Source organism: Planctobacterium sp. AWM4_229 (assembly GCF_056160305.1).
The window spans coordinates 276,327-297,562 of sequence record NZ_JBSWWX010000006.1 but is presented as its reverse complement, the minus strand read 5'-3'; the positions used below and the strand labels follow the sequence as shown (position 1 = coordinate 297,562).

Genomic DNA, 21,236 nt, shown 5'->3' with positions numbered 1-21,236 from the left:
ATTGAATCTATTATGTCAGTCTCACAATCCAAACTGCCCGCCAATGTCCGAGTTATGATCGGTCTATGCGCCAGCCCCACCCTGATGGTTATTGGTTTTTTGCTTTACAATCTGGCAACTGCTCAGTGGACAGAAATTGGTATCAGCACTCTTATCTTTTCGGCTTTAGGCTTTTTCGCCTATTCAATCGTTATCACTGGGCGTGTGCCGTTTTTAACTAAAAACAGCCGCTAATTCTCCACGGAACACTGATTGCCAATGCAAATGAGGACGGTGTCAGGTTTCAGCTCACCTAACCCCGAGCCCCAACTGGATTCACTGCGATATTAGGGTGTATATCAATGGAAACTCATTGTTGTTGCCACCACAGCCGTGCAAACGCACATTGACCGAGCTCTTTCTGGCTTGTGCAGACATCAGCAAGGCAAACAATTGTTCAAACATCAGGTTATCTTTTTTCAAGATGTAATAGTTAAAACCATTGCACTCCGTCGGATTCTGCATATTGGTAAATTTAAACAGGACGCTTTGTGTATCCAGCGAAGGATAGATCTCCTCCACTATTACATTCCCCGTCCATGAACTCGCTGAAACCGAAGCAGCAAAACAAAATAGCATCAAAAAAATTAGTTTTTTCATAGGTGTCCCAAACTTTTTAGATTACAAAGCTGTTTAATCGGCAACAAACTCATCAGAAAAATTGCACCGTTATGGCTTGCACTTCAGTTCCCCAGCCGTCGTTTTCGGCACAGGTTTTCCAGGTTTGCAGCTTCACATCTTTGCCTGAAGTGGCTGCAGCAAGCAAAGCGGCATAACTGGCACTGGCAAGCTCACTGTCTACTTTCAGTAAGAAAGTATCAGTTTCACACATAGCAATAGATTCTGTTTCAAGGTATACATTACCGTCAACAATGGCCCGTACGCTCTTCACCTTTACCCAATCTGAAGAAATAGTCGCAGCCGACACGCCGCTACTTAACAAAACACTCAGTAACATTAAACCGAATTTCATACAGATCCCGATCTAGATTGAAAAGGTGTTGAACGAAGGGCTGTTTAAATTCAACAACAATCACTTGTGAATATTGATCAGCGTGAAGTTTCTGACACTGGATTCGTTATCGTAGTACACACTCACATTCTTTTGACTGGCAAAGGCGGTTAGCAGCATTGAATAAACGGCTTGCGCGTTGGTAGAAATAGCTTCTTGCTCAGTTGGTTCAGAATCCCAGGAATAGGAATAGCTTGTTCCATCACTCGTTTTGAATACGACTCGTTCATTGAGAAATTGCAGATAAACATGGGCGACATCCACCCCCTCTCCCCAGGCATTATCATCAGTCCAAACGTTTACAGCCTGCGCTGCACTGCATGACAAGAACATGCCTAAAAAAGTTAATAATTTAATTGTTTTCATTATGTACTCCTGAATTAAAGTTTAAGTTATGAAGGCCAGTGCCGTTTTATTTTTCACAAACCTGTTTTTAGATAAGCTCTACATGCTCTCCACCTTTAATCTCGACGGTGTAAGGTTTACTGAAACTAACCCCGACATATGTAATTTAATCCGCCAATAATGTCAGTAAAGTCACATCTTTAAACCACTTGGTTATCTCGTCGCAACTCGAAATACTTTGCGAATAGATTTGAATCCGCTTTTTCGCTACAAGCGCCGTCGTCGCAATCGCAAAGTTCCGATCACTTGCAGATCCATCACTGTTTTCACAGATTTTAATTTGCGAGACACCTATTTCCCCATTTTTGACAGACATGTAACATGACGAGTCATTATTACCGCCTGTTCGTACATTTGTGACTTCCTCGAATGTGCAATACGCCGAAGCGTTTGAAGTGAGCGGAGCAAGTAATAGAACTTTTAGAATCACTGTCGTAAAAATGGGTTTCCAAAATTGCTTTGTCATTTAAACATTCCTTTAATATTAATGTTCTGCACAACTATGGCAGGACACTTTTGCTAAAACGGTTGACAGCGCGGCTTCCAGAGCGCTACCAGCAACGGACGTTTTACTCTTTGCATTGTCTAAAGAAATCAGGACAACGTCATCCTCAAAATCTTCAGGATACCGCACTTGCTTACTGCTACCGTCCGAATAAACAAATTGCAGCTGAATTTCCGGGGCAATGGGATCTGAAAAATCTGCGCGACCAAAGGTTTTAAAACCATAGCGTAGAACAGAAATTGCACTAACCGTTGGCGCTTCAGCGGGTGCTGACGTAGCCTTTTCTAGCTGTGAGCGAAAGTTGGATTTGAAATCGAATCCATCAGCCAACAGCTGCTCTTCAATCTCTTTACCTATGCCTTCATCTATAGCGATGCCAACGGCAATACCCGCTGGCCCCATAGACGACATAAGCATCATGCCAGCACCAGAACCTTTGCCCGAGAAACGTAATCTGTCAGGCTCTGGCCACTTAACCTCTACACGGTTCGATAACTGGGGTTGAGTTGCACAACTCATTAGCAAAATACTTAATAGCACTATAAAAACTTTATATGTTTTATTAACCATTGAAAGACTCGAAATATCCTGGCAACTACTTACTGGTAAAAAGGAAGCTTTTTAATTGGCGTTGATTTGAATATGCGTGGCTTTATTAAATACATTGAAGACACATTCTGGCGTTTCAGTATTATGCACAAGGCGCACATCTTTTTCAGCCATCAATGCAGCCAAGGCAATAGCCAACATATCATCGGAATCCTCATCATTGGTTGGCCACCAAAACTTGCCACTGCCATCACATGTTATATCCTCAATGGTTGTGCTGATCACGTGCATACCATTGTGAGAAGTTAAAGAAACCACTTTGCCCGTTCCGGACCAGCCTGCGTAGCTGGAAAAAGATACAAGCATCACTGCCGTTGCAAATATTAGTGTTTTCATGATCTGTCCTTATGTTCTTCATTGCAATAATAGATAGCCGCAGATTTTACCTTAGATTTGGCGATAGTTTGAATTTTTTTACTCAAACATTCATCAATCACAACTCTACAAAATCTGGAAAAATAACTCCTTAATTGACCGCCAAACAAAAGCATTACAATCCGCAAAATCAAACGACTCTGCCATATTAAATTGATATCATTCTATAAATAGTATAAATAGGGTCATATAAATAGCATATAAATAGGGCCAGAGCCGTTTTATTTATCATTCCTCTTTGCTTGCTTTCCTCCAGCCGACTTTTCTCCCTCTTTTACCTGCCGTTAATCGTTTGCCAGTGATTGCCTGAATGTCAGCGATAAACCTTTCGTTTCCCAGTGCAAGGCCTTTATTTGTTGCTTTTCTAATATCTTCCAACAATTTACCCTCAGCGTGATGTTGAAACAGTTCCCGGTAACTGCTTTGTCTGTCTTGCTCATTCTGCCCCATGGCAAGGTATAAACTATGAGGAGTCAGCAACTCACTCTTTTTACCTAAGCCATTACATTGATAACTCGACCAGCTATATTCAGCCGGATCCTCCACCATTCCGGCACGTACTGGGTTCAACTCGATATAACGATAGAGTTGCAGAAGGTAAGTTTCCTCCTGTACCAGACAGGACTTATATCGACCTTCCCATAACGTGCCAGTTCGTTTGTAGGCCTTATTGAAATACATCACGTACATGCGCCCCAGAGATTGCATCATTTGCGATATGGCTGTTGCTGTTGAGGGCGTACAAAGCAAATGCACATGATTGGTCATCAACACCCAGGCGTGAACCTTAACATCATACTTTTTAGCGTATTGTTTTAACCAGGTGACGTAACATTTCATATCATCCTCACAGGCAAAAATAACCTGTCGATTATTACCTCTTTGGATGACATGCTCAGGCACCCCAGCCGCTGAAGCGCGCGGTTTTCTTGGCATGATACCCTCTCCAAAAACAAAAATGGCCCATACCTTTCAGTATAGACCATTTAAAACGGCTCTGACCCCTTTTATTCCGGCTGGTGAAACTGCGAATAATAAACGAACAAAAAAGAACCCGCAGCAAGTGCGGGTTTCTTGAAGTTTAGGACGGGTATTCTGTTAACTATTTTTGCCTTTATCCAATCAGGTTTTCCCACTCTTTACCTAGACAGTAAACCTCTAATAGATATAAAAATTCTCCATGTCTATCGCCCGAAAGTATAATTGAATTGTTAAGTTCAGAAGAATAAATTTGCAAATCGTCATCTGTTGCAAAAAGCACTTCGTCTAATTTTTCAATTAGCGATTTTAATTTTATTGTAAATCCACCGGCATAAACCCAGTTGCTAGGCAAGACATATACTTCTTCATTCTCACAGTGAGAAAAGGACTGCTTGATTTTACTAAAGTATTCAGCATAAGGCTTAGGAGCATCGAAATATTTTGCACCATTCGCCACCAACTTACCTTTGTTGTCAATAGATAATCTGCACAAACGCTCCCAGAGGGTTATCGACAAATCACTATCAAATCTTTCAAAGTCAGATTTTTCAAAAATCGAAGACAAGTTATTAGTAAGTTCATCTTCAACCTTTAGCCTTTCTCGCTTTAAAAGGAGCCAATTTTTTTTTAGTTTACGGCTTAATATCATCTTCATATTCCACTTTTACTTTCTGACTTGACTTACCCTTATTGTTCTTAATCCTTGGAGTCCCTTGTTTATTAGTTGCTGGCGATTTAAGTTCACCAGCTTCAACATGGTAAGGAGTGTGACCTTCCCCATTATTATGGTCTCCTCTACCATCTACAACCCCTGCTGAATCAGGTTTACCATCAGCTCCTTCCTTAACTTGATGTCGAGGCTGGTTCTGTCCCCCCGGATTCTGAGAATTTTTCCCTGGTTTAGATGTAGGAATTCCGGCTTTCCTTTGAGCCTCCCTAGAAGCTCGTCGCTTTGCCTTAGAAATTTCTTTAGGAGAACCAATATCAGCTGTTGATTCAGATTTGGGGGCATTACTAGCTGTTTGCGTTGATTCAGCCCCATTTCCCTTGGCACCACTGCTGTCAGTATTCGATGCATTATTGGAATTTTGAATCGATGTATCCGGCTTGTCACGATTCCCCTTAAATGCTTGCCGCGCTTTTTCAATCCCTTCTTTAGCAACCTTGAGTTTTTTACCTATAGTATTTTCAACAACGCTGGATGCCATTGCGCCAGCCACATCACTTCCATCGATTTCACCATTTTGATAATTATCGTATGTGTCTTTTGCGTCGTTGACAGTCTCATAGGTTGTGTAAGCCCATACTAAAACAGGAATAATTGGAACATATCCCGTTGGATCAGTCCCAGCTAACGGGTTGTTCATGATGTAGGAATAAGGATTTATCCCTTGGCTATCTCCCTGAAGATGGATAAACGGATCAACACTCAAAAACCGCCCAAGGTTATAATCGTACACCCGACCGTTCATATGAGTTAATCGTGTGAGATAGGGAACAATTTTTCAAAGAGCAAAAAAAAGCTCCTTGCGGAGCTTCTTAAACATTATTTCAAATTCTGATTATGCTGCTCGCTGATCCAAACCAGCGAGAGTGTCTTCTAACTCTTTGTTAGTGATAATCTCAAAATCTGTATATAAAGCCACTGGTTTTAGGTTTCTCCCTTCACCTTTTTCAAGACGCACAAAACCTTTTTCACTCAGGGATTTCAAAGTATTTGACAGATTCGATTTCTTACGGCCTGATAAATCTGCTAATGCAGACAGGCTCTCCGGTCTTTCTTCATCAATTAATCTTAGCAGCGCAATGTTCTCAGGATTGAGTATCTGAGAAATAGCATTCAAAGATGTGTACCAAACCTTTGGTTCATCTTCCGCTGGCTTATATTTACCTTGAGCAATCGCAAGCACTCTGGCACGTACAAGTTGCTCAGACATAATGCCGATTCTTGCTTTCATAACTACTTACCTTCTATTGCTTTAATCGTATCATCTACACCACTGAAAAAATCTTCCAGTAAGGTGCTACAGTCTACAAATTCGTAAGGCGTTCCTTTATCGCAGGCAGATTTATGAACATGATCATAATCTCGCCTTTTACCAGTGAAGCCTTTTTTCTTTGGGGGCTTAACACCGTGCGAATTATCCATACCAAACACGCGTTTGTTATATTTGTTATGCAATGTCAGGTTGTAACGAATTCCATGTGGTCGTTCTTTGGTTATATGAGTTTCCCAAACTTCAATTTTCCACCAATAACCATCGTCTCTATGAACCTCGGTTCCATGCAGATCCAACAGGTTTCTCAAACCAGCGTCCAAGAGTTCCCTCCAATATGTTATGACCTGACTATAACATAGCCTTTCATTTATGTCTAATAGGCATACGTGTTCATGAGTTAACATCCGTATTCCTGCGCTTTCTTGCGTGATTTAAGTATGATCGCTTTCGTCTCGGAAGCGACCATTATCAGTTAATGCCGCCGGATGCGTCCTTTGATATACCTCCCTTAATTTCGCCATGCTCACGTGCACATATACCTGAGTTGTTGATAAGTCCGCATGCCCCAGGAACTCCTGCACATGCCGGATATCAGCCCCGTTGTTTACCATATGTGTTGCTGCCGCGTGGCGGTACTGATTGCAAGAGCCACTCTTGCGAATATCAGAAAGTCGGATGTATCGGGTGACAAGCTCAGATAACTGAGCAACCCGAAATGGCTTACCGTTATTGGCCAGAAACAACACCTTTCCTGAATTCTCATTGCACAGGCCACCACGTACTTCCCGGATATAGCGGTAAATCCAGAGGCAGGGGCCTCTGGCAACTGGCACGTATCGGTCTTTAAAGCCCTTTCCCTGATTTATCCGAATCTGATACTGCTCAAAGTCAATATCATCCAGTGCCAGTCTTTGTAACTCAGCACGGCGCATGCCAGTTGCATAATACGTTTCCATGATGGCCCGGTCACGGATACCACGAGCGCCATAGTAGCAGGCCTGATTGAGTACCTGCCTGACCTCACTTTCACTGAGGATTGGTTTCGGTAATCGTCGTCCTTTTTTAGGAAGTTCGAACTGTTCTGTTTTGTTGCAGGGTAACACGCCTTTGGTAAACAAGATGCGTACCATCACTTTTACCGCTGTCAATCTGTCCCGTATGGTTGCCCTTGCCAGCGGCTCACCGTCCCGTGGCTTTCTGTAAAGATGGAGATGCTGCTGATAATTATCCAGTACATCAATATCGATACCGTCAGCGCGTTCTATACCGTAGCGTGCTGCCCAGCGTTCAAAAAGCGACAATGCATACTGCTTGCCCGTCACCGTATTTGCACTTTGTCCTTTTGCCAGACACAGCGACAGATAATAGGAAATGCAGCTGCTGAGCAGCGGTATCTTTGGCTTAGTCAGCAACATAACGCGCTCCCCAGACCATCAGCCTGAATTGAACAGGGCGGGCATATACCTTACGCCGATACCACTGGATAATTCTTGGAGCCGGGCGACTGGGACAAATGAGCTTTATGCCGCAGGCTGCAACCAGCTCTTGTGCATCAAACACAGGCTCAACCACACAACCACGGAATAACTCATGGCCGTTGATTTTAGTTAGCCCCGCTCTGCGAAGCGCACCTCGAAATCCGGCACCGTCAGGACAGTCTGATGGCTGTACATAACGATTCAGCTTTCTGTCGCACAGTCCAATCTGGCGCTGTACAATCAGGCTCTTATCGATACCTCGACGCTTAAGCTTTACACACGCATCCTTGTTGGCAATCAGGCGTTGATGATAAATGCTAAAAAGCTGTTGCAAGTAAAGCTCATCTACATCGATAGGGGTTATCAGTGTTTCCAGCTCATCAATTACAATCTCGTCAGTCATGATTAACCTCCAACGACTTTATTGAGTCGCCTCATGGAATCACCCTGTAACTCAATTTTATGAGCGCGGTGCACAATGCGGTCCATAATGGCATCGGCGTACGTTGCTTCACCAATGTACTCGTGCCATTTCGCTACAGGTAATTGAGAGGTAATAATCAAAGAGCCAGAGCCTGTAATGTCTTCAATTAAATCCAGTAGTTGCTGACGAGCAATATCGGTTAACGGCACCATCGCCCAGTCATCAAGAATAAGCAATTTTGCTCTGGCTAACTGATTTCTCAGCTTTGGTAAAGAGCCATCCCGCCTGGCGATATCAAGCTCTTCGAGAAGCAATCCAAATCGTTTGTAGATAACAGATTGATTGCGCCGGATCACTTCATTGCCAAAAGCACACGCCAACCAGCTTTTTCCGGTGCCCGTAGCTCCCGTAAAAATAAGATGTTGATAGTTGTCTAACCAATCACACTGAATCAAACTTTCCATGTAGGATTTGTCGATACCTCGATGTTGCCGATAATCGATATCTACCAGATCCGCCTGTGACTGTTTAATCTTTGCTGCCTTTCTGAGTCGCTCCTGCCGCTTTCTGGATTTGTAACGTTTTTCAGCATCCAGCAGATGAAATAACTGCCCTTCAAACGACTTTTTTCTCAGAGAAGGTGTTGCAGATATCTGCTCCAATGCTTCAGCCATTCCCGGTAAACGCAGCTCTTGCAGCAGAAGTTGTAATTGTTCAATGTTCATGATGGTGCTCTCCCATTGGCATAGTAGTCAGCACCACGGACATTTTGATGCAGCGGTAGTTTGCGCTACTCAGGTAAGTTCTGCTCCGCTTCATCGATATGGCTCTCCAGAATAGACTTCACGCTGGTGAGAGTCGTTGAGCCAATATTCAAAGCGCACTGGCTTGCATTGTTAAAACGATGTTTACCGTATCGACTCGCAAGTTTTTTTAACTCAATGCAGGCTCTGGATGCAGACACAGAGTAGACAGGCTTGTTGTCAAATTGCGCCCGCACAAGTTGCAGTGTTGCCTCGCCAATTTCTTCCGCCCATTGCTCAAATTTATGCAGGGTTTGTTCAGCAAACTTACGATGAGCGATAGAACGGTGCTCAACGTCAGTAGTTGCTCCACCAATGACATCAGATCTCGAGTGGATCGCTACAATGCTCCTCTCGTGATATATCTCTACCGTATCATCCATGATTTTGGCATCCATAGTCTTATTGGCGTATTGATAAGGTACAGAATAGGCGTGGTGCTCAACGTAAACGTGATGATCTTTGTCTGCCTTGATACCACATTGCCATTGACCTACGGCAAAATTATAAGCAGGCAGTGATTTGAGCTTATCAGCTTCTCCTTCGGTAAAACGCGAGAATCGACATCCCTCATAACGTCTGAATGGCCGTTGATTCAAGTGCTCTAACAGTGGCTGGATAGCTTGATTGATTTCTTCAACATTAAAAAATTTGCGACGCCGCAAGACAACGGTTATCCAGCGAGTCACCAGCAATACTCCTATCTCAGCCAGGGCTTTATCCTTAGGCCGTCTGACACGTGCAGGCTCAATCAGAAAGTCGAAATGGTCTGCCAGTTCCTGATAGGAACGATTAATGATGGGGAATCGTCCCGCCCTGGTTACAGCCGACTTTAAATTATCGGGGACTATTGTTACTGGAACACCACCAAAATAGCTCAGCATGTGAATGTGTCCTGCCAAAAAGTCAGGTATCTTTTGGCTGGGTAGTGCCATTGCAAACGTGAGTTGCGAGTATCCTAGCACCCCAACAAAGATTTCAGCGTAGTGCACTTCCCCAGTTTCACTGTCAACCCAAGGGATGCGTTTACCCGCAAAATCTACAAAACATACCTCACCGGGGCGCCACGTTTGCCGCATACTGACATCAATGCTTTTAACGTATTCACGATAGTGGTGCGTAAACTGAGAATAAGAGAGGGCATCTTCACCATATATCAATTCATGCTCATAGTGCAGTTGCCTCAAGGTTTGATGTTTTTCAATCTGTTTAAGAAAATGTATATATGCCCAATCTGGAGAAGCCTTTCTTGCATCTCTTGTAACGCCAGACTTAAACGTCAAAATTAATTTCTGGTCGTTCATTTGATTAACCTGCGACCAATCTAATTTTAATGCTTTCAATAACTGCTGATACCGTTTTACCGTGTGCCATGACTTTCCTGTAATCTCAGCGATTTGGTAGCAGTTTTTTTCTGAGTTACACAGCAGCCGCAGCATCTCCCTTTCAATGTTGAGTTTCATAATAACCCTCACTTTTTTAAAGACATAAAAAGCCCTTAACCAACTTTTAAGTGGCCATTTGATTTATAAAAAGGCGAGCTTCACCACGCCGTCTGCACAAAAAAGCTACAGAAGCTTGACAAGGGTGAAATTGGAAACAATACTTGTAGACAGTCAGGCTCAATTGACTAATCCACAAGAAGCCGCGAGTAATTTCGAAAATTATTGGCGGCTTTCTTGTTTCTGTTCGCCAGAAAATGATTGATATTCGTCAGCGCCGCATAACCTTCTCCTCAGAAATGGTTTTTAATAATGCGTTTTTGCTCATAAAACACACACCTAATCTTAATTAGTAGCCTAAGTATTGCGAGTTGTAAATGTTGAGAGGGAATTAAAAGCTGGTTTTTTAAGGGATTAGCGAGAAGGTACACCGCTAAGGGACAAATACAATATAATAATGTACATCAAAAAGTGAAAAACAGGCGAATAGACTGAGTATTAAAAACAGACCGTTGTTTTACAAATATTTGTATTTTTCAGAGCAACAATGTTGTTTTATTTGTTGTTTTATATAGAAAAAACACTCTATTTTGCAAAAAAAATTGGCGACCATTTAATATGGCAGAAAGGTCATTATTGCTACTTTTAAGGCATTATTATGTTGCATATCTTCTATGATATGTTTTGCAACATTAGTAACCATATCGTTTACACTATCAGTTTCCACTTCAACCCCAGATGTGTTGGCACATGCCAACGATAATCAATCTCGAAATAGCTCAACCTCCAAAAAGTTAATTTGCAGTTTTACCAGCACCAATTGCAGTGTTTATCAGCGGTGATTTGCAGTTCTTACCAGCAACCTCTCGCACTTTTACCGGAACCACCAGGTAGCGGCGCTGCCCTGAATTACCAGCGCTGCTGGTTGCCGCTGCAAATCCCTTCCGGTCATGACTGCAAATGCGGCTGGTGAAACTGCGAATACAAATCAAGCAAAAAAGAACCCGCAGCAAGTGCGGGTTTCTTAAAATTTATGATGGGTGTCCTGTTAAATTTGTCAGAAGGTACGATGGGTGTCCCGTTAACTCTAGTTCGATGGGTGTCCCGTTAACTCTAGTTCTCCCCCACAAACTAAAATGGCCCATACCTTTCAGTATAGACCATTTAAAACGGCTCTGACCCCTTTTATTTTCTTTGGATTACATGTTCTGGCACGCCTGCCGCTGAAGCGCGCGGTTTTCTCGGCATGATACCCTCCCCCACAAACTAAAATGGCCCATACTTTTCAGTATAGACCATTTAAAACGGCTCTGACCCCTTTTATTATAAAACGGCTCTGACCCCTTTTATTATGACCCCTTTTATTATCAAATTACCAATGCTGAAACTTGTGGGCAAAAGAAAGCCCGACGAATCGGGCTTTCTTTGCAAAAATAGGACGAGAGTCTTGATTAAATTTATGACGATATAAGCCAATTATTAACTTTAACCTTCTGTCCTTTCTCAATATTTTTTACTTGTGAATAAAGGCCTGAATATTGTTTTAACACAGAATAAATATCTAAGTTCACTAGATTCTCAACGGCAAATTCTCCACCCAAACAAAATGGAATGAGTGGCACTAGCCTTTCAATTTTATCTAGCGGTTTGTTAGCTAATTGCCAACTTCTCGATAATGACCAACCTGTTTCATAATCATAATCCGAGATAATTTTTGCAGCCCAAGTTTCGAGGTCATCTGAATGCAAAACCAGTCTGCCTGATTCCGGATTAAACTTAACAATTTTCTTTTCTAACACGCCAAACATATGGCCGAACAAATCTGCTGCAAAGAAAACAGTCTTACTTACTGACTCGCCATAGCAGTCCTTCCATTCATCATTATTAATGTTTTCTAGCATGAAGTCCGGAAAGCATAAAAGAGCACCCTCAAAGGCAATGAAACCATTGTTTATTTTATAAAGATGATCAATATCTTCTATTTTCAGGCTATTCGGCTTATCAGAGAAGTTTTTAGCAATGCTTAGCAGTTTGTTCAGGTTTGTCACTACTTTTGTTCCTCTAATTTTCTAAGTTTACGACTATCTATTCTACCATTAACCCTAGCAACGGCAGGTACTTTTATCTTAACCCTATCACCCGGTTGTATATTTTTTTGCCTTATCTCGTGACGAAGACCTGATCCACTACTTCTGTTATCAGAAGAGTCAATCAACTTTACGCTTTGTTTGCTTGAGTCATCCAACTCTATCGAAGCTGGTGGAAATTCATCCCGATCTTTTCCTTTCTCAGTCGGTACACCTCGCAAATTTTGTCTTCTGCGAGCATCAGCTCCGTCTGGGTCCCAAACACCAGTTAAGCAACATCCAGCTTCACTTGCTTCTTGCGCATGCTGCCTGCTTTCTGAACGTTTATCACCCACTAAGAAATCCCCGATCTCTGTTTCTTCCTTTGAACTTTGCTGACCGATGTCAGCTGAGTTGTTTGCGTCGTTTTTAACTCTTGAATCAGCACCATTTCCTCTATGCCTGTTCATTGAAGCTGCCAGTGAAGCAGTACTGGCTAAGGCAGCAATTTCCATAATTGCAGCTGTCTGCTCTAATGGATCATTACTAGAAAGACCTTCACCAATATCCATAATTTGCTGGCGAGGATCCATGCTGTCAAGCATAGATAAAAAGACTTGTTGATTATGTTCTTTGTTTTCTTCTCTCCAAACAATATAGTCAACATAAGTATTGGTGAACCAGACGATGTTATAACCACTCGGATCAGTCCCCGCCAGCGGATTATTCATAATATAGGAATAAGGGTTTATCCCTTGGCTATCACCAAAGCCTTGTATAAACGGATCAACACTCAAAAACCGCCCAAGGTTATAATCGTACACCCGACCATTCATATGGGTGAGCTGCACATCATTCAGTTGCTCATGCCCGGTAAAGCCTTGGTTAGTGTATTCCGAATCGAAAATTTGGGTTTCCCCATAATCGAACTCACCACCGCGCGGCCTACCGAAAGCGTCAAAACTATGAACTTCCTTTAATCGGCCCAAGTTATCGGATATACCGATGGAGGAGCCGAGGCGGTCTTTGTGAGTAAAACCAATATTTACCATTTCGTCTTTTTCGGTCAGTATCGCCACATCGCCGATATAGAAGCGCTGCTCTACTTCGCCACCAGTGTGGAATATTTTCTCGTAGTGTTTACCCACATAATGTACGTCCCGTTTACCCACGACATTCTGGCGATAACGCACCAGTGCGGGCGTATAACCAAACTGTATCGTGGTCGCTGCGGTGTCCACACTATCCAGCACCGGGTTAATTCGGCCACTACTGAGCACAATCTGGGTGGGCAAATTATCGGCATTGTAGGTTATGGTGCGCAAACCATCACTGGTTAGGTTGCCGTTCAAATCGTAACCATAAGTACGAGTGCCAGCACCATTGCCCAAACTTACAGTGCGAACCGCATTAGGCCCGGCATTCCCGGAATTGCGCGCTGCACTACCATATTGATAAGCATTGTCGTTGTCGGTACTGAAGTCGGTTTTCTTTTTGATATTTCCAACTGCATCATAATCATAATTTATTGCAGGTAATGCCGTACCATCAACAGCAATGGTAGCGGTTTCCAATCGGTGCAAATCGTCATAATCATATGATTCTTCCACCAATCCAATGCTAACATCGTGCCTGTTAACGGTTTGGGTTGCCAGGTTGCCGAAGCTATCGTAACTATAAATCACCTCTTGTTTCAGAGAGCCACCATCTCTGAACCTGGAGTACTCCATCTGGCCTGTTTTGGCAAAATAGAATCGCTCTACACTGCTATTGCCTCCCGCATAGGTAGCCTGTGTCCAGTTGTTGTAGGCGTCCATCTCACTGATCTGTTGATAGGTGTAATCCGACTCGGCATTAAATATACGACTTTGCATTCCCTGCGCATCATATTCAAACCCAACTACCAAATTCGTGGGGTAAACCATCGCTTTGGGACGACCGTAGTTACCATCGTATTGGGTTTCGGTGGTATAGGTACTGCCGTCAATACTGGTATGGGTTTTTAGCAATCTACAATAACTGTCATACTCATAAGATTCGCTGAAATTCTCACCGCTACGGTTTACGGTTTGACTTGCCGCCATACCCAAACAGTGTTCTGAACTATTACCGCGGTCGGCAGAATCATAAGTGTTAGTCCACTGTAAGACGCCATCTAAATGCAAAGTCAATTGTCTGCCCAAACCATCATAGGCCCAACGGCGGATTTGCCCTTTTGCATCCGTTTGAGTGTAAAGTTCCCCAAATCCGGTATAGGTATACTCGGATGTACCTTGGTTGGGGTCGACAACACTAACCTTTTGCGATAACGCATTGTATTGGGCCGTGATATCAACATTATTGGCATCGCGAATAACCATGGGGTTATTGCGCCCATCATAGGCATATTGGGTTTCTCCACCTATTGCATCGGTGGTTTTAATCAATAGTCCAGTACCACTATGGGTTCGATACATTTCAGGAAGACTATTGGCTTCGATCTTAGTTCGATGAGCATCACCTCCAGCGTGATAGGTATAGCTGATCTCCAGAATACTTGTGGCCTGACTCACCGTTTTCTGCTGCGGTCGACCCAGCACATCAAAGTCTGAGAAGTGTGTGCCATGACTAGAGCTGCTACTAAATGCGGGTTGAGACTGGAAGGTAACCCGATTTAGATCATCGTATAATGTACGAGTAAAGACATCACCGGAACGATTCTGCATTTCTTTTAATCGCTCTCTACCAAGGCTATCACGGTATACTTTCATCGCAGGTGAGCCTGCCGATTTGGTTTCAATATAGTGAGTTATGTAGTCGCTACTTTGTCCCTCGCAGGCACTGCATTCCACATATGCGATGTAAGTGACAGGCATAGTCTCTGTCTGGGTGGATGTGATACGCCCAAAACCATCATAAGTGTATGAAGTCTCCACCCCATTTACATCGGTCTGCAACGTTGGTTGCCCATAGGCTTTATCTGTTTCGATAGTGGTTCTGTGGTTTTCAGCATTTATTATTTGGTCAGGAAAGTAATATTCACTGTCCGTGTCATAAAAAAACTGCTGTACTCTATCGCTGGACTCTCCTTGTGCCTGCAAGGTAATAGTGTTAATCGCGCCTGCAGTGGTGTAATCGTTGTCAGTGGTGGTGGTCTTCCCGTCCCCGATTTTAACATCTACAATCACGGTATCCGGTAGTCGCTGCGCAGTGTAAGTATAGAGGGTTTCGATTTGAGTTTGACTATCTAAAGCGCTGTTTGCCGTGTATACAGCTCTTGGATCCCCACTTCTGGCACTGCTGGTTACGATCACTTTCTCTACTTTGTTGATCCACCAGTTGTCTTCATCGCTAGCGTAAAAAACGGTATTTGTGTGATTTTCAGTTGTGCCAAAACCATCATCAATCAATACCGTAACGTCCTTCACCTGACCATAATTGCTATTCAGCGAACTGGTGTCCACGGTGGTGGTTTTTTGCAATATCTGCGCACGATCAGTATGCAACGCATATTGTGTTTCGATCGCCTCATCAGCTATCACCCACAGTGTACCGCTGCTAGTAGTATTCGTAGTGTGGTAGCTTATTTCATTGGTTTTCAGTGGATTACTGGTGCAATCAGCAATACTTTGCGATTGTTCACAAATCCGACTTTGCTCAATTTTTCCCGTTAATGGAAATACCTGATGGAAGTCGGTCTCACTGCGGGTACCGTCTGGGTTATCAATCAGAATACTGCGAAACCCTTGGAAACCTCTTCCTTTGCGATTAAATACCGCTTCGCGATAATAGTATTCATAGTCATTTTGCGCGCCGTTGCCATTGGGCGCTTTATAGGTGGTGACCATTGGCATACTGGAGGTAAAGTAGAAATAATCGCGAGTGAAATCACCGGTATAGCGAGCATCGCGATCAGAGGGCACATAATAGCGTGCAGGCTCATTCGGACCAGTGGGCGTAGAAATATTGCTGTATTCCCACTGATGTACATTGCCGATCCCATCGTCGATTTTCCACGCCATATCCACCAGGCGTCCATCAGCGACATTTTTTAATGCGCTGCTTTGCACATAAACCCCATTTTGCGGCGCATTACTGTTAAACACCGCGGAGATGGCACCGTTGGTGATAAAGTTGCCACCCACGGTAAAATCCGCTTCAGTCAGTGTACCGCCGGTCAAGGTTTGATAACTGAAATCCAGATAGCCATCATTGTTAAAGTCTTTAAGGTTTAACGATTGCAAGGTGTCGCCATCATAAAAGGCAGTATTCGCCAGTGGCGCGCTTACCACATCGTCGTATTGAGTGCGCAATACTGGACTCGTTAAACTGCTACCCGCTTCGAAATCCAATAATGTCCAGTTAAAACGACGCAAGTCGTAGTGGCTGAGCTTGGCGTTGGTTAGCGATGATGTCCCGGTGTCTTCAGTGTTGATATGATTGGATTTATGGATTTGATCGCCGCAACTGGCGATGAACAATTCACCTAGATTTTCACCATTTGTACCGGTTTTATCACCTTCAATGACAACACAATAGTCATCATTCGTACCTGTTGCCACCAGTAGTTCATCCTGGCCATCGACATCGAAGTCGCCCACGACCAAACCACCAAACATTGCTTGTGTGCGATAGCGATGTTCAGGGTTGTATCCATCGAGATCATCACCTTCTTGACGTTCAATTTGATCTGACCAGGCATGAAGACCAGTCGCAGTTCCCAGTGATGCTTCGTCGGCAAAACTGCCATCACCAGTATTGATTTGTACATACCAGCCATCAACTGAGCCTTCAGTACTGCCTTCTCTGGCAATAACAAAATCCCGCAATCCATCGCCATTGAGATCGGCGAAAGTGTACTGGTTTAAATAGGGGTTCGCTGGGAGGTTAGTTGTGCTTGTGCTCAGTGCAGCACCTAAACTGAATGTGCCCTGGTTTACCTGCCCTAATCGAATATTGAGGCGTGTTTGACTATTCAAGGTAAAGTTTAACACCGCGTCCTGAATACCATCACCATTAATGTCTTGCCAACTGGAGGATTCATGAACGGTAAGGTTGCTCAAGGCATCAGTTCCTGAATCTAGCGTCAAGATATTATGAAATGTATAACTAATATCTCCTTGCGAGTCCATATTACTCTGATAATAAGCAATGATTTTGTCACCAGCACTATTCAAATAGTTACTCAGGACAATATCTTGTAAACCATCGCCATCAAGGTCCATCACTTGAGTATTGGTGGAATTTAAATTGGTGTAACCACTCGACAGCGCATGCCCTAAATTGCTGTGGTCTAGCTGCTGGGTTGCATTGTCATATTGATACGTTACGAGTTGGCTATTTTCATAAGCAATGAAATCAGTAATACCATCTTCGTTCAAATCGCCGGTTACACCGCTTATTAAGGCACTGGCTTCATCGCCATTAAAGGTGGCCTCGACGACATAACTACCACCGCTGCCAATTTTTAATACCTTCGCCTCGACTCCCTGTACGCTGCCTGCAGTGATATTGAAGTGCATAGCTATCATTTCAGACAAACCGTCTCCATCTATATCTTTCAATAGATAGCGGTTGGGATTGCCGGATTGGCTCGGCTCAACAAATTCCAATGTGTCGGTGGCAATGTCCACGAGCTCAGAGGCGTCCCAACTTAGTGCTGGACTGTAAGTAGAAACATCCGTAGTTGCGGTACAAACACTGCCATTTTCAACACACAAGGTAATATCATCTAACAGCAATCGGCCGTTGCTCGTGCTCGAGTCATAGCCAAACTGATAGTCACGTATCAAGTCCGTGTCAACATAGGTTTTAATATGGGTTAGCTTGGCACTGGATTCCGTTCTTAAGCCTGCAATGTAGGCATAGCTGGCCTGTGCAGCACTGGTATCGTCATAGAAAAACTGCACACTGCGAGTTTCAGCACCTGGCAAATCATCGTGTAACGTGTAATCAATTTGTTCAATTAACAATTGCTTTGAATACGCCGTACTATAATTGTATTCAATGCGGTTGCCACTTTGATCTGAACGACTAGACAATCCCCAGGTAAGCACTTCAGAACCATCCGGCGCGAATCGCGAATCGGTTGTGCCGCCATAGGTTTCGGTTAAACCGTTTTTATGCTCTACGGTAAAACTTGCATCACTGGCATTGATTGCGTTGCTTTGTGTGATGCGGGCAAATTGATCTATCTCGGTGCGATATATAGCACCTGCGGTACCATAATTACCGCTAACGACAATCAACCTTTCACCACCATAACAGAGCTTATCGGTGCTAGCATCGAAGGCTACATTGCGAGTAAAGCCGTCTATTGCTGCAATTGCGCCACAGCGAGAGATTGTATCAAAAGCACTCAGCTGCCAGCCTACGCCTAGTACTCCGGCACCAGCTCGACTGGAGTAGTTAACACTCACCGAAGGCGTCATGTTGTTGCGTCCAGGCGGGACCACAATGGGAATTTGATAGGTAGCAGCGCCACCACTTACGCCGCCCTTCCCTTCAACTGCACCGAAGTAAGTTGATGTTGTTTCGTTTACCGCGGTTAAAGTTGCATCATTCACCGTGCCAGCGCGTTTGGAAAAGTCCGCTTCTAAATACACCGAGCGGACACTTGATTCTGAAGTTGCACCAGATAAATTTTCCACTTTTGCCTGCACCGTATTGGTGCCAGCTATCACGTTGCTAAACGTCATCCCCCATGGCGCACCATCGGTGTCTTCCAACCATTCACCACCATTAAATTGGAAGAATACCGTACGGGTTTGGGCTTCATCAGAAACACTGGCCTCTACCACAATATCGCTGTAATCCTGGCTTGTATCGACAGCCGGATTAGTGATTTCGACACTGACAAGCTCGGCTAGCACCTCTATATCAAATGCGGGCAGAGTGTCACTGCCGCCGTTGCCATCATTTACGCTAATTTGGATATTTTGATAACTGCCAATATCGGGTATCGAAGGCGTTCCTGACAATGCGCCTGTCGCACTATCAAAATCAATCCAATCCGGTAGGTTCGTGATAGCAAAGGTCAATTCATCGTTATCTACATCTGAAACCTCTGGCTGAAAAGCAAAGGCCTGTTCGATTTGCAAAGAGGATATAGGCATAACGGTGGTATCGAACACCGGGACGTCGTTAACCGAGGCTACATTTAAGGTAATAGTGGCTTGGGCGGAATCCTCTAATCCATCATTGGCGATAAATGTAAGTGAATCAATACCGTTAAAGTTTTCACTGGGGGTATAGGTTAAGTTTGGAGCGGTCCCGGTCAATTGCCCCTGAGTCGGAGCGCTAGTCACAGTAAAGCTCAAAGATGTGCTGTCTACATCGGTTGCGGTGAGCTCAAAGGCCACTGACATGCCTTCGGAAGTAGGCACCTGGCGGGAAACCGCCACTGGCGCGTCATTAACCGATGACACGTTAAAGGTAACCGTAGCTTGCCCTGAGTCCTCTAATCCGTCGTTGGCAACAAAGGTCAGTGAATCAACCCCATTAAAATTCGAATCAGGTGTGTAAGTTAAGTTTGGAGTGGTGCCGATCAATTGTCCATGAGTCGGAGCGCTAATCACAGTAAAGCTTAAAGACGCACTGTCTTCATCGTTTGCGGTAAGCTCAAAGGTAACGGGAATATCTTCAGAAGTGGGCACTTGGCGGGATACCGCCACAGGCGCGTCATTCACTTCAACAACAGTTACGTCAACAAATGATGCTTGAAAACCGGTTTCCATGCCATCTGTCACGTTATATGTAACGGTATCGTTACCATTATATCCGGCGGCTGGAGTATAAGAAATTTGATCACCTTCCACTGAGACTGTGCCATGTGTCGCACTAAGTGAACTGGCAACAATACTCAAGCTATCCCCATCCGCATCATGATCGTTGGCTAATACATCAATGAGGGTTTGAGTATCTTCATAGACATAGGCGTTGTCTGGCTCTGCAACGGGCGCATCGTTAACCGATTGTACGGAGATAGTATGGGTGCCTGTTGTAGTATTGACGCCGTCCGACAAGGTATAAACCAGTCGCGCTGTGCCATAGAAATTGGCGATAGGGGTAAACTCGATATAGTCGCCCGATGCTGCAACAATTGCAGTGCCCTGACTCACAGAGTCGATTGCCAGTGTGATAGGGTCGCCATCGGGATCTTCACCTAAGTCTGCAATATTTAGCCGAAGCACAGTGTCTTCGTCGAGTGTACTGTTGCCAGAATAGGCAACAGGGGCAAAGTTGGTGGCCTGGATTTTCAGAAATATTTCAACATCATCGACAGTCGTTATGCCATCGGTGAGGTCATAAACAATTCTTGCGGTGAAATCTTCATAGTCTCCAGGCAGAATTTTAACACCCACTCTAGTGGCACCACTATGGATTTCGATGTTGCTATATCCTTCAAGAGCGCGCTCAATTCGCAAGGTATCGCCGTCAACATCGTAATCGTTAGCCAACACATCAATAACAATGTAGTCATCTTCGCCGATAGAAATGACATCGGTTACTCCCACTGGCGCATCATTAACAGGGCTCACTGCAACTGTTACGGTTACTTCCTCAGAGACATTGTCATGCTCATCGGTTAGGGTGTAGGTAAACCAATCTTCACCATTCCAATCTTGTGGAGCTTGATAAACCACCTGGTTATCCACCACAGACAGGGTGCTGAACAAACCTTGCTTTTCCTTCTGCCCGGTAATTTCAATAGCTAGCGTCGCGACATTCTCATCGGAATCATTGGCTAATACGTCAATGGTAATTTGGGTATCTTCATCAACAATAGCGCTGTCACCCTGCGCCACAGGCGGATCATCAATGGGAATAATCACCGTAATATCTCCCACCACAATGGGAACATAAGTAGTGGCCTGTACAGACACGCTAAACAAAAGGCCAAAGCCCGCCAACAAGGACGCTATGCGATGAGACATAATAAGATCCGGTTTTTAATTTAGGAGTGAGTGGAGAAGCTATCCCTGCCATTCACAGAAAGTTACAAATAGTCGAGGATGAATGCTAAGCAAATATGTGGATTTGGTCAATCATTTATCAAAAATAGTAGGATATTCATCCTGAATTCGAGGGTGGAAATCCCGGGGCAGAAAACCCGAGG

General features: G+C 44.0%; 18 protein-coding genes. 1 reads left to right on the top strand and 17 read right to left on the bottom strand.

All coding sequences use genetic code 11. The features are described 5' to 3' along the window. Positions 1-12 precede the first annotated feature (12 nt). Positions 13-234, top strand: coding sequence for a hypothetical protein (locus ACXAGP_RS15290; RefSeq protein WP_475262428.1), 222 nt, complete (start codon positions 13-15; stop codon positions 232-234). A gap of 81 nt (positions 235-315) precedes the next feature. Here ACXAGP_RS15290 and ACXAGP_RS15285 read toward each other — a convergent pair whose 3' ends face one another. The 17 genes from ACXAGP_RS15285 to ACXAGP_RS15205 all read right to left on the bottom strand — a co-directional run bounded on the left by ACXAGP_RS15285 (position 316) and on the right by ACXAGP_RS15205 (position 21,054). After that, entirely contained in the window at positions 316-639 is a 324-nt protein-coding gene (locus ACXAGP_RS15285; protein WP_475262427.1) for a hypothetical protein, read from the bottom strand. Between the two features lie 52 nt (positions 640-691). Then, entirely contained in the window at positions 692-1,012 is a 321-nt protein-coding gene (locus tag ACXAGP_RS15280) for a hypothetical protein (protein WP_475262426.1), read from the bottom strand. A 60-nt stretch (positions 1,013-1,072) separates the two neighbouring features. Continuing rightward, a complete protein-coding gene (locus tag ACXAGP_RS15275; RefSeq protein ID WP_475262425.1) occupies positions 1,073-1,417 on the bottom strand; it encodes a hypothetical protein in 345 nt (114 codons plus the stop codon). Positions 1,418-1,562: 145 nt separating this feature from the next. Continuing rightward, positions 1,563-1,922 (bottom strand): hypothetical protein, encoded by a 360-nt coding sequence (locus tag ACXAGP_RS15270; RefSeq protein ID WP_475262424.1) that lies wholly within the window; start codon positions 1,920-1,922, stop codon positions 1,563-1,565. Between the two features lie 18 nt (positions 1,923-1,940). Beyond that, entirely contained in the window at positions 1,941-2,480 is a 540-nt protein-coding gene (locus tag ACXAGP_RS15265) for a hypothetical protein (RefSeq protein ID WP_475262423.1), read from the bottom strand. 102 nt (positions 2,481-2,582) lie between these two features. After that, positions 2,583-2,906: a hypothetical protein gene (locus ACXAGP_RS15260; RefSeq protein ID WP_475262422.1), complete on the bottom strand. Its 324-nt coding sequence runs from the start codon at positions 2,904-2,906 to the stop codon at positions 2,583-2,585. Between the two features lie 267 nt (positions 2,907-3,173). Beyond that, positions 3,174-3,881: a transposase gene (locus ACXAGP_RS15255; RefSeq protein WP_475262421.1), complete on the bottom strand. Its 708-nt coding sequence runs from the start codon at positions 3,879-3,881 to the stop codon at positions 3,174-3,176. Positions 3,882-4,059: 178 nt separating this feature from the next. After that, positions 4,060-4,575 (bottom strand): hypothetical protein, encoded by a 516-nt coding sequence (locus ACXAGP_RS15250; RefSeq protein ID WP_475262420.1) that lies wholly within the window; start codon positions 4,573-4,575, stop codon positions 4,060-4,062. Further along, entirely contained in the window at positions 4,559-5,359 is an 801-nt protein-coding gene (locus ACXAGP_RS15245) for an RHS repeat-associated core domain-containing protein (protein ID WP_475262419.1), read from the bottom strand. The genes ACXAGP_RS15250 and ACXAGP_RS15245 overlap by 17 nt, the downstream gene beginning before the upstream one ends. Before the next feature lie 129 nt (positions 5,360-5,488). Further along, positions 5,489-5,884 carry an HVO_A0114 family putative DNA-binding protein gene (locus tag ACXAGP_RS15240; RefSeq protein ID WP_475262418.1) on the bottom strand — a complete coding sequence of 132 codons (396 nt, stop codon included), beginning with the start codon at positions 5,882-5,884 and terminating at the stop codon, positions 5,489-5,491. Between the two features lie 2 nt (positions 5,885-5,886). Then, positions 5,887-6,246: a toxin-antitoxin system TumE family protein gene (locus tag ACXAGP_RS15235; protein WP_475262417.1), complete on the bottom strand. Its 360-nt coding sequence runs from the start codon at positions 6,244-6,246 to the stop codon at positions 5,887-5,889. Between the two features lie 111 nt (positions 6,247-6,357). Further along, positions 6,358-7,341, bottom strand: a complete 984-nt coding sequence (locus tag ACXAGP_RS15230) for a tyrosine-type recombinase/integrase (protein WP_475262416.1) — start codon at positions 7,339-7,341, stop codon at positions 6,358-6,360. Beyond that, the gene (locus ACXAGP_RS15225) at positions 7,328-7,807 is read right to left on the bottom strand and encodes a hypothetical protein (protein ID WP_475262415.1); all 480 of its coding nucleotides are present in this window, start codon (positions 7,805-7,807) and stop codon (positions 7,328-7,330) included. Before ACXAGP_RS15225 ends, ACXAGP_RS15230 begins: the two co-directional genes overlap by 14 nt. A 2-nt stretch (positions 7,808-7,809) precedes the next feature. Continuing rightward, entirely contained in the window at positions 7,810-8,553 is a 744-nt protein-coding gene (gene istB / locus ACXAGP_RS15220; protein WP_475262414.1) for an IS21-like element helper ATPase IstB, read from the bottom strand. Positions 8,554-8,618: 65 nt separating this feature from the next. Further along, positions 8,619-10,094, bottom strand: a complete 1,476-nt coding sequence (istA, locus tag ACXAGP_RS15215) for an IS21 family transposase (protein WP_475262413.1) — start codon at positions 10,092-10,094, stop codon at positions 8,619-8,621. Between the two features lie 1,436 nt (positions 10,095-11,530). After that, complete coding sequence (locus ACXAGP_RS15210) at positions 11,531-12,121, bottom strand: hypothetical protein (RefSeq protein WP_475262412.1); 591 nt, start codon at positions 12,119-12,121, stop codon at positions 11,531-11,533. After that, positions 12,121-21,054 carry a tandem-95 repeat protein gene (locus ACXAGP_RS15205; protein ID WP_475262411.1) on the bottom strand — a complete coding sequence of 2,978 codons (8,934 nt, stop codon included), beginning with the start codon at positions 21,052-21,054 and terminating at the stop codon, positions 12,121-12,123. The genes ACXAGP_RS15210 and ACXAGP_RS15205 overlap by 1 nt, the downstream gene beginning before the upstream one ends. Positions 21,055-21,236 lie beyond the last annotated feature (182 nt).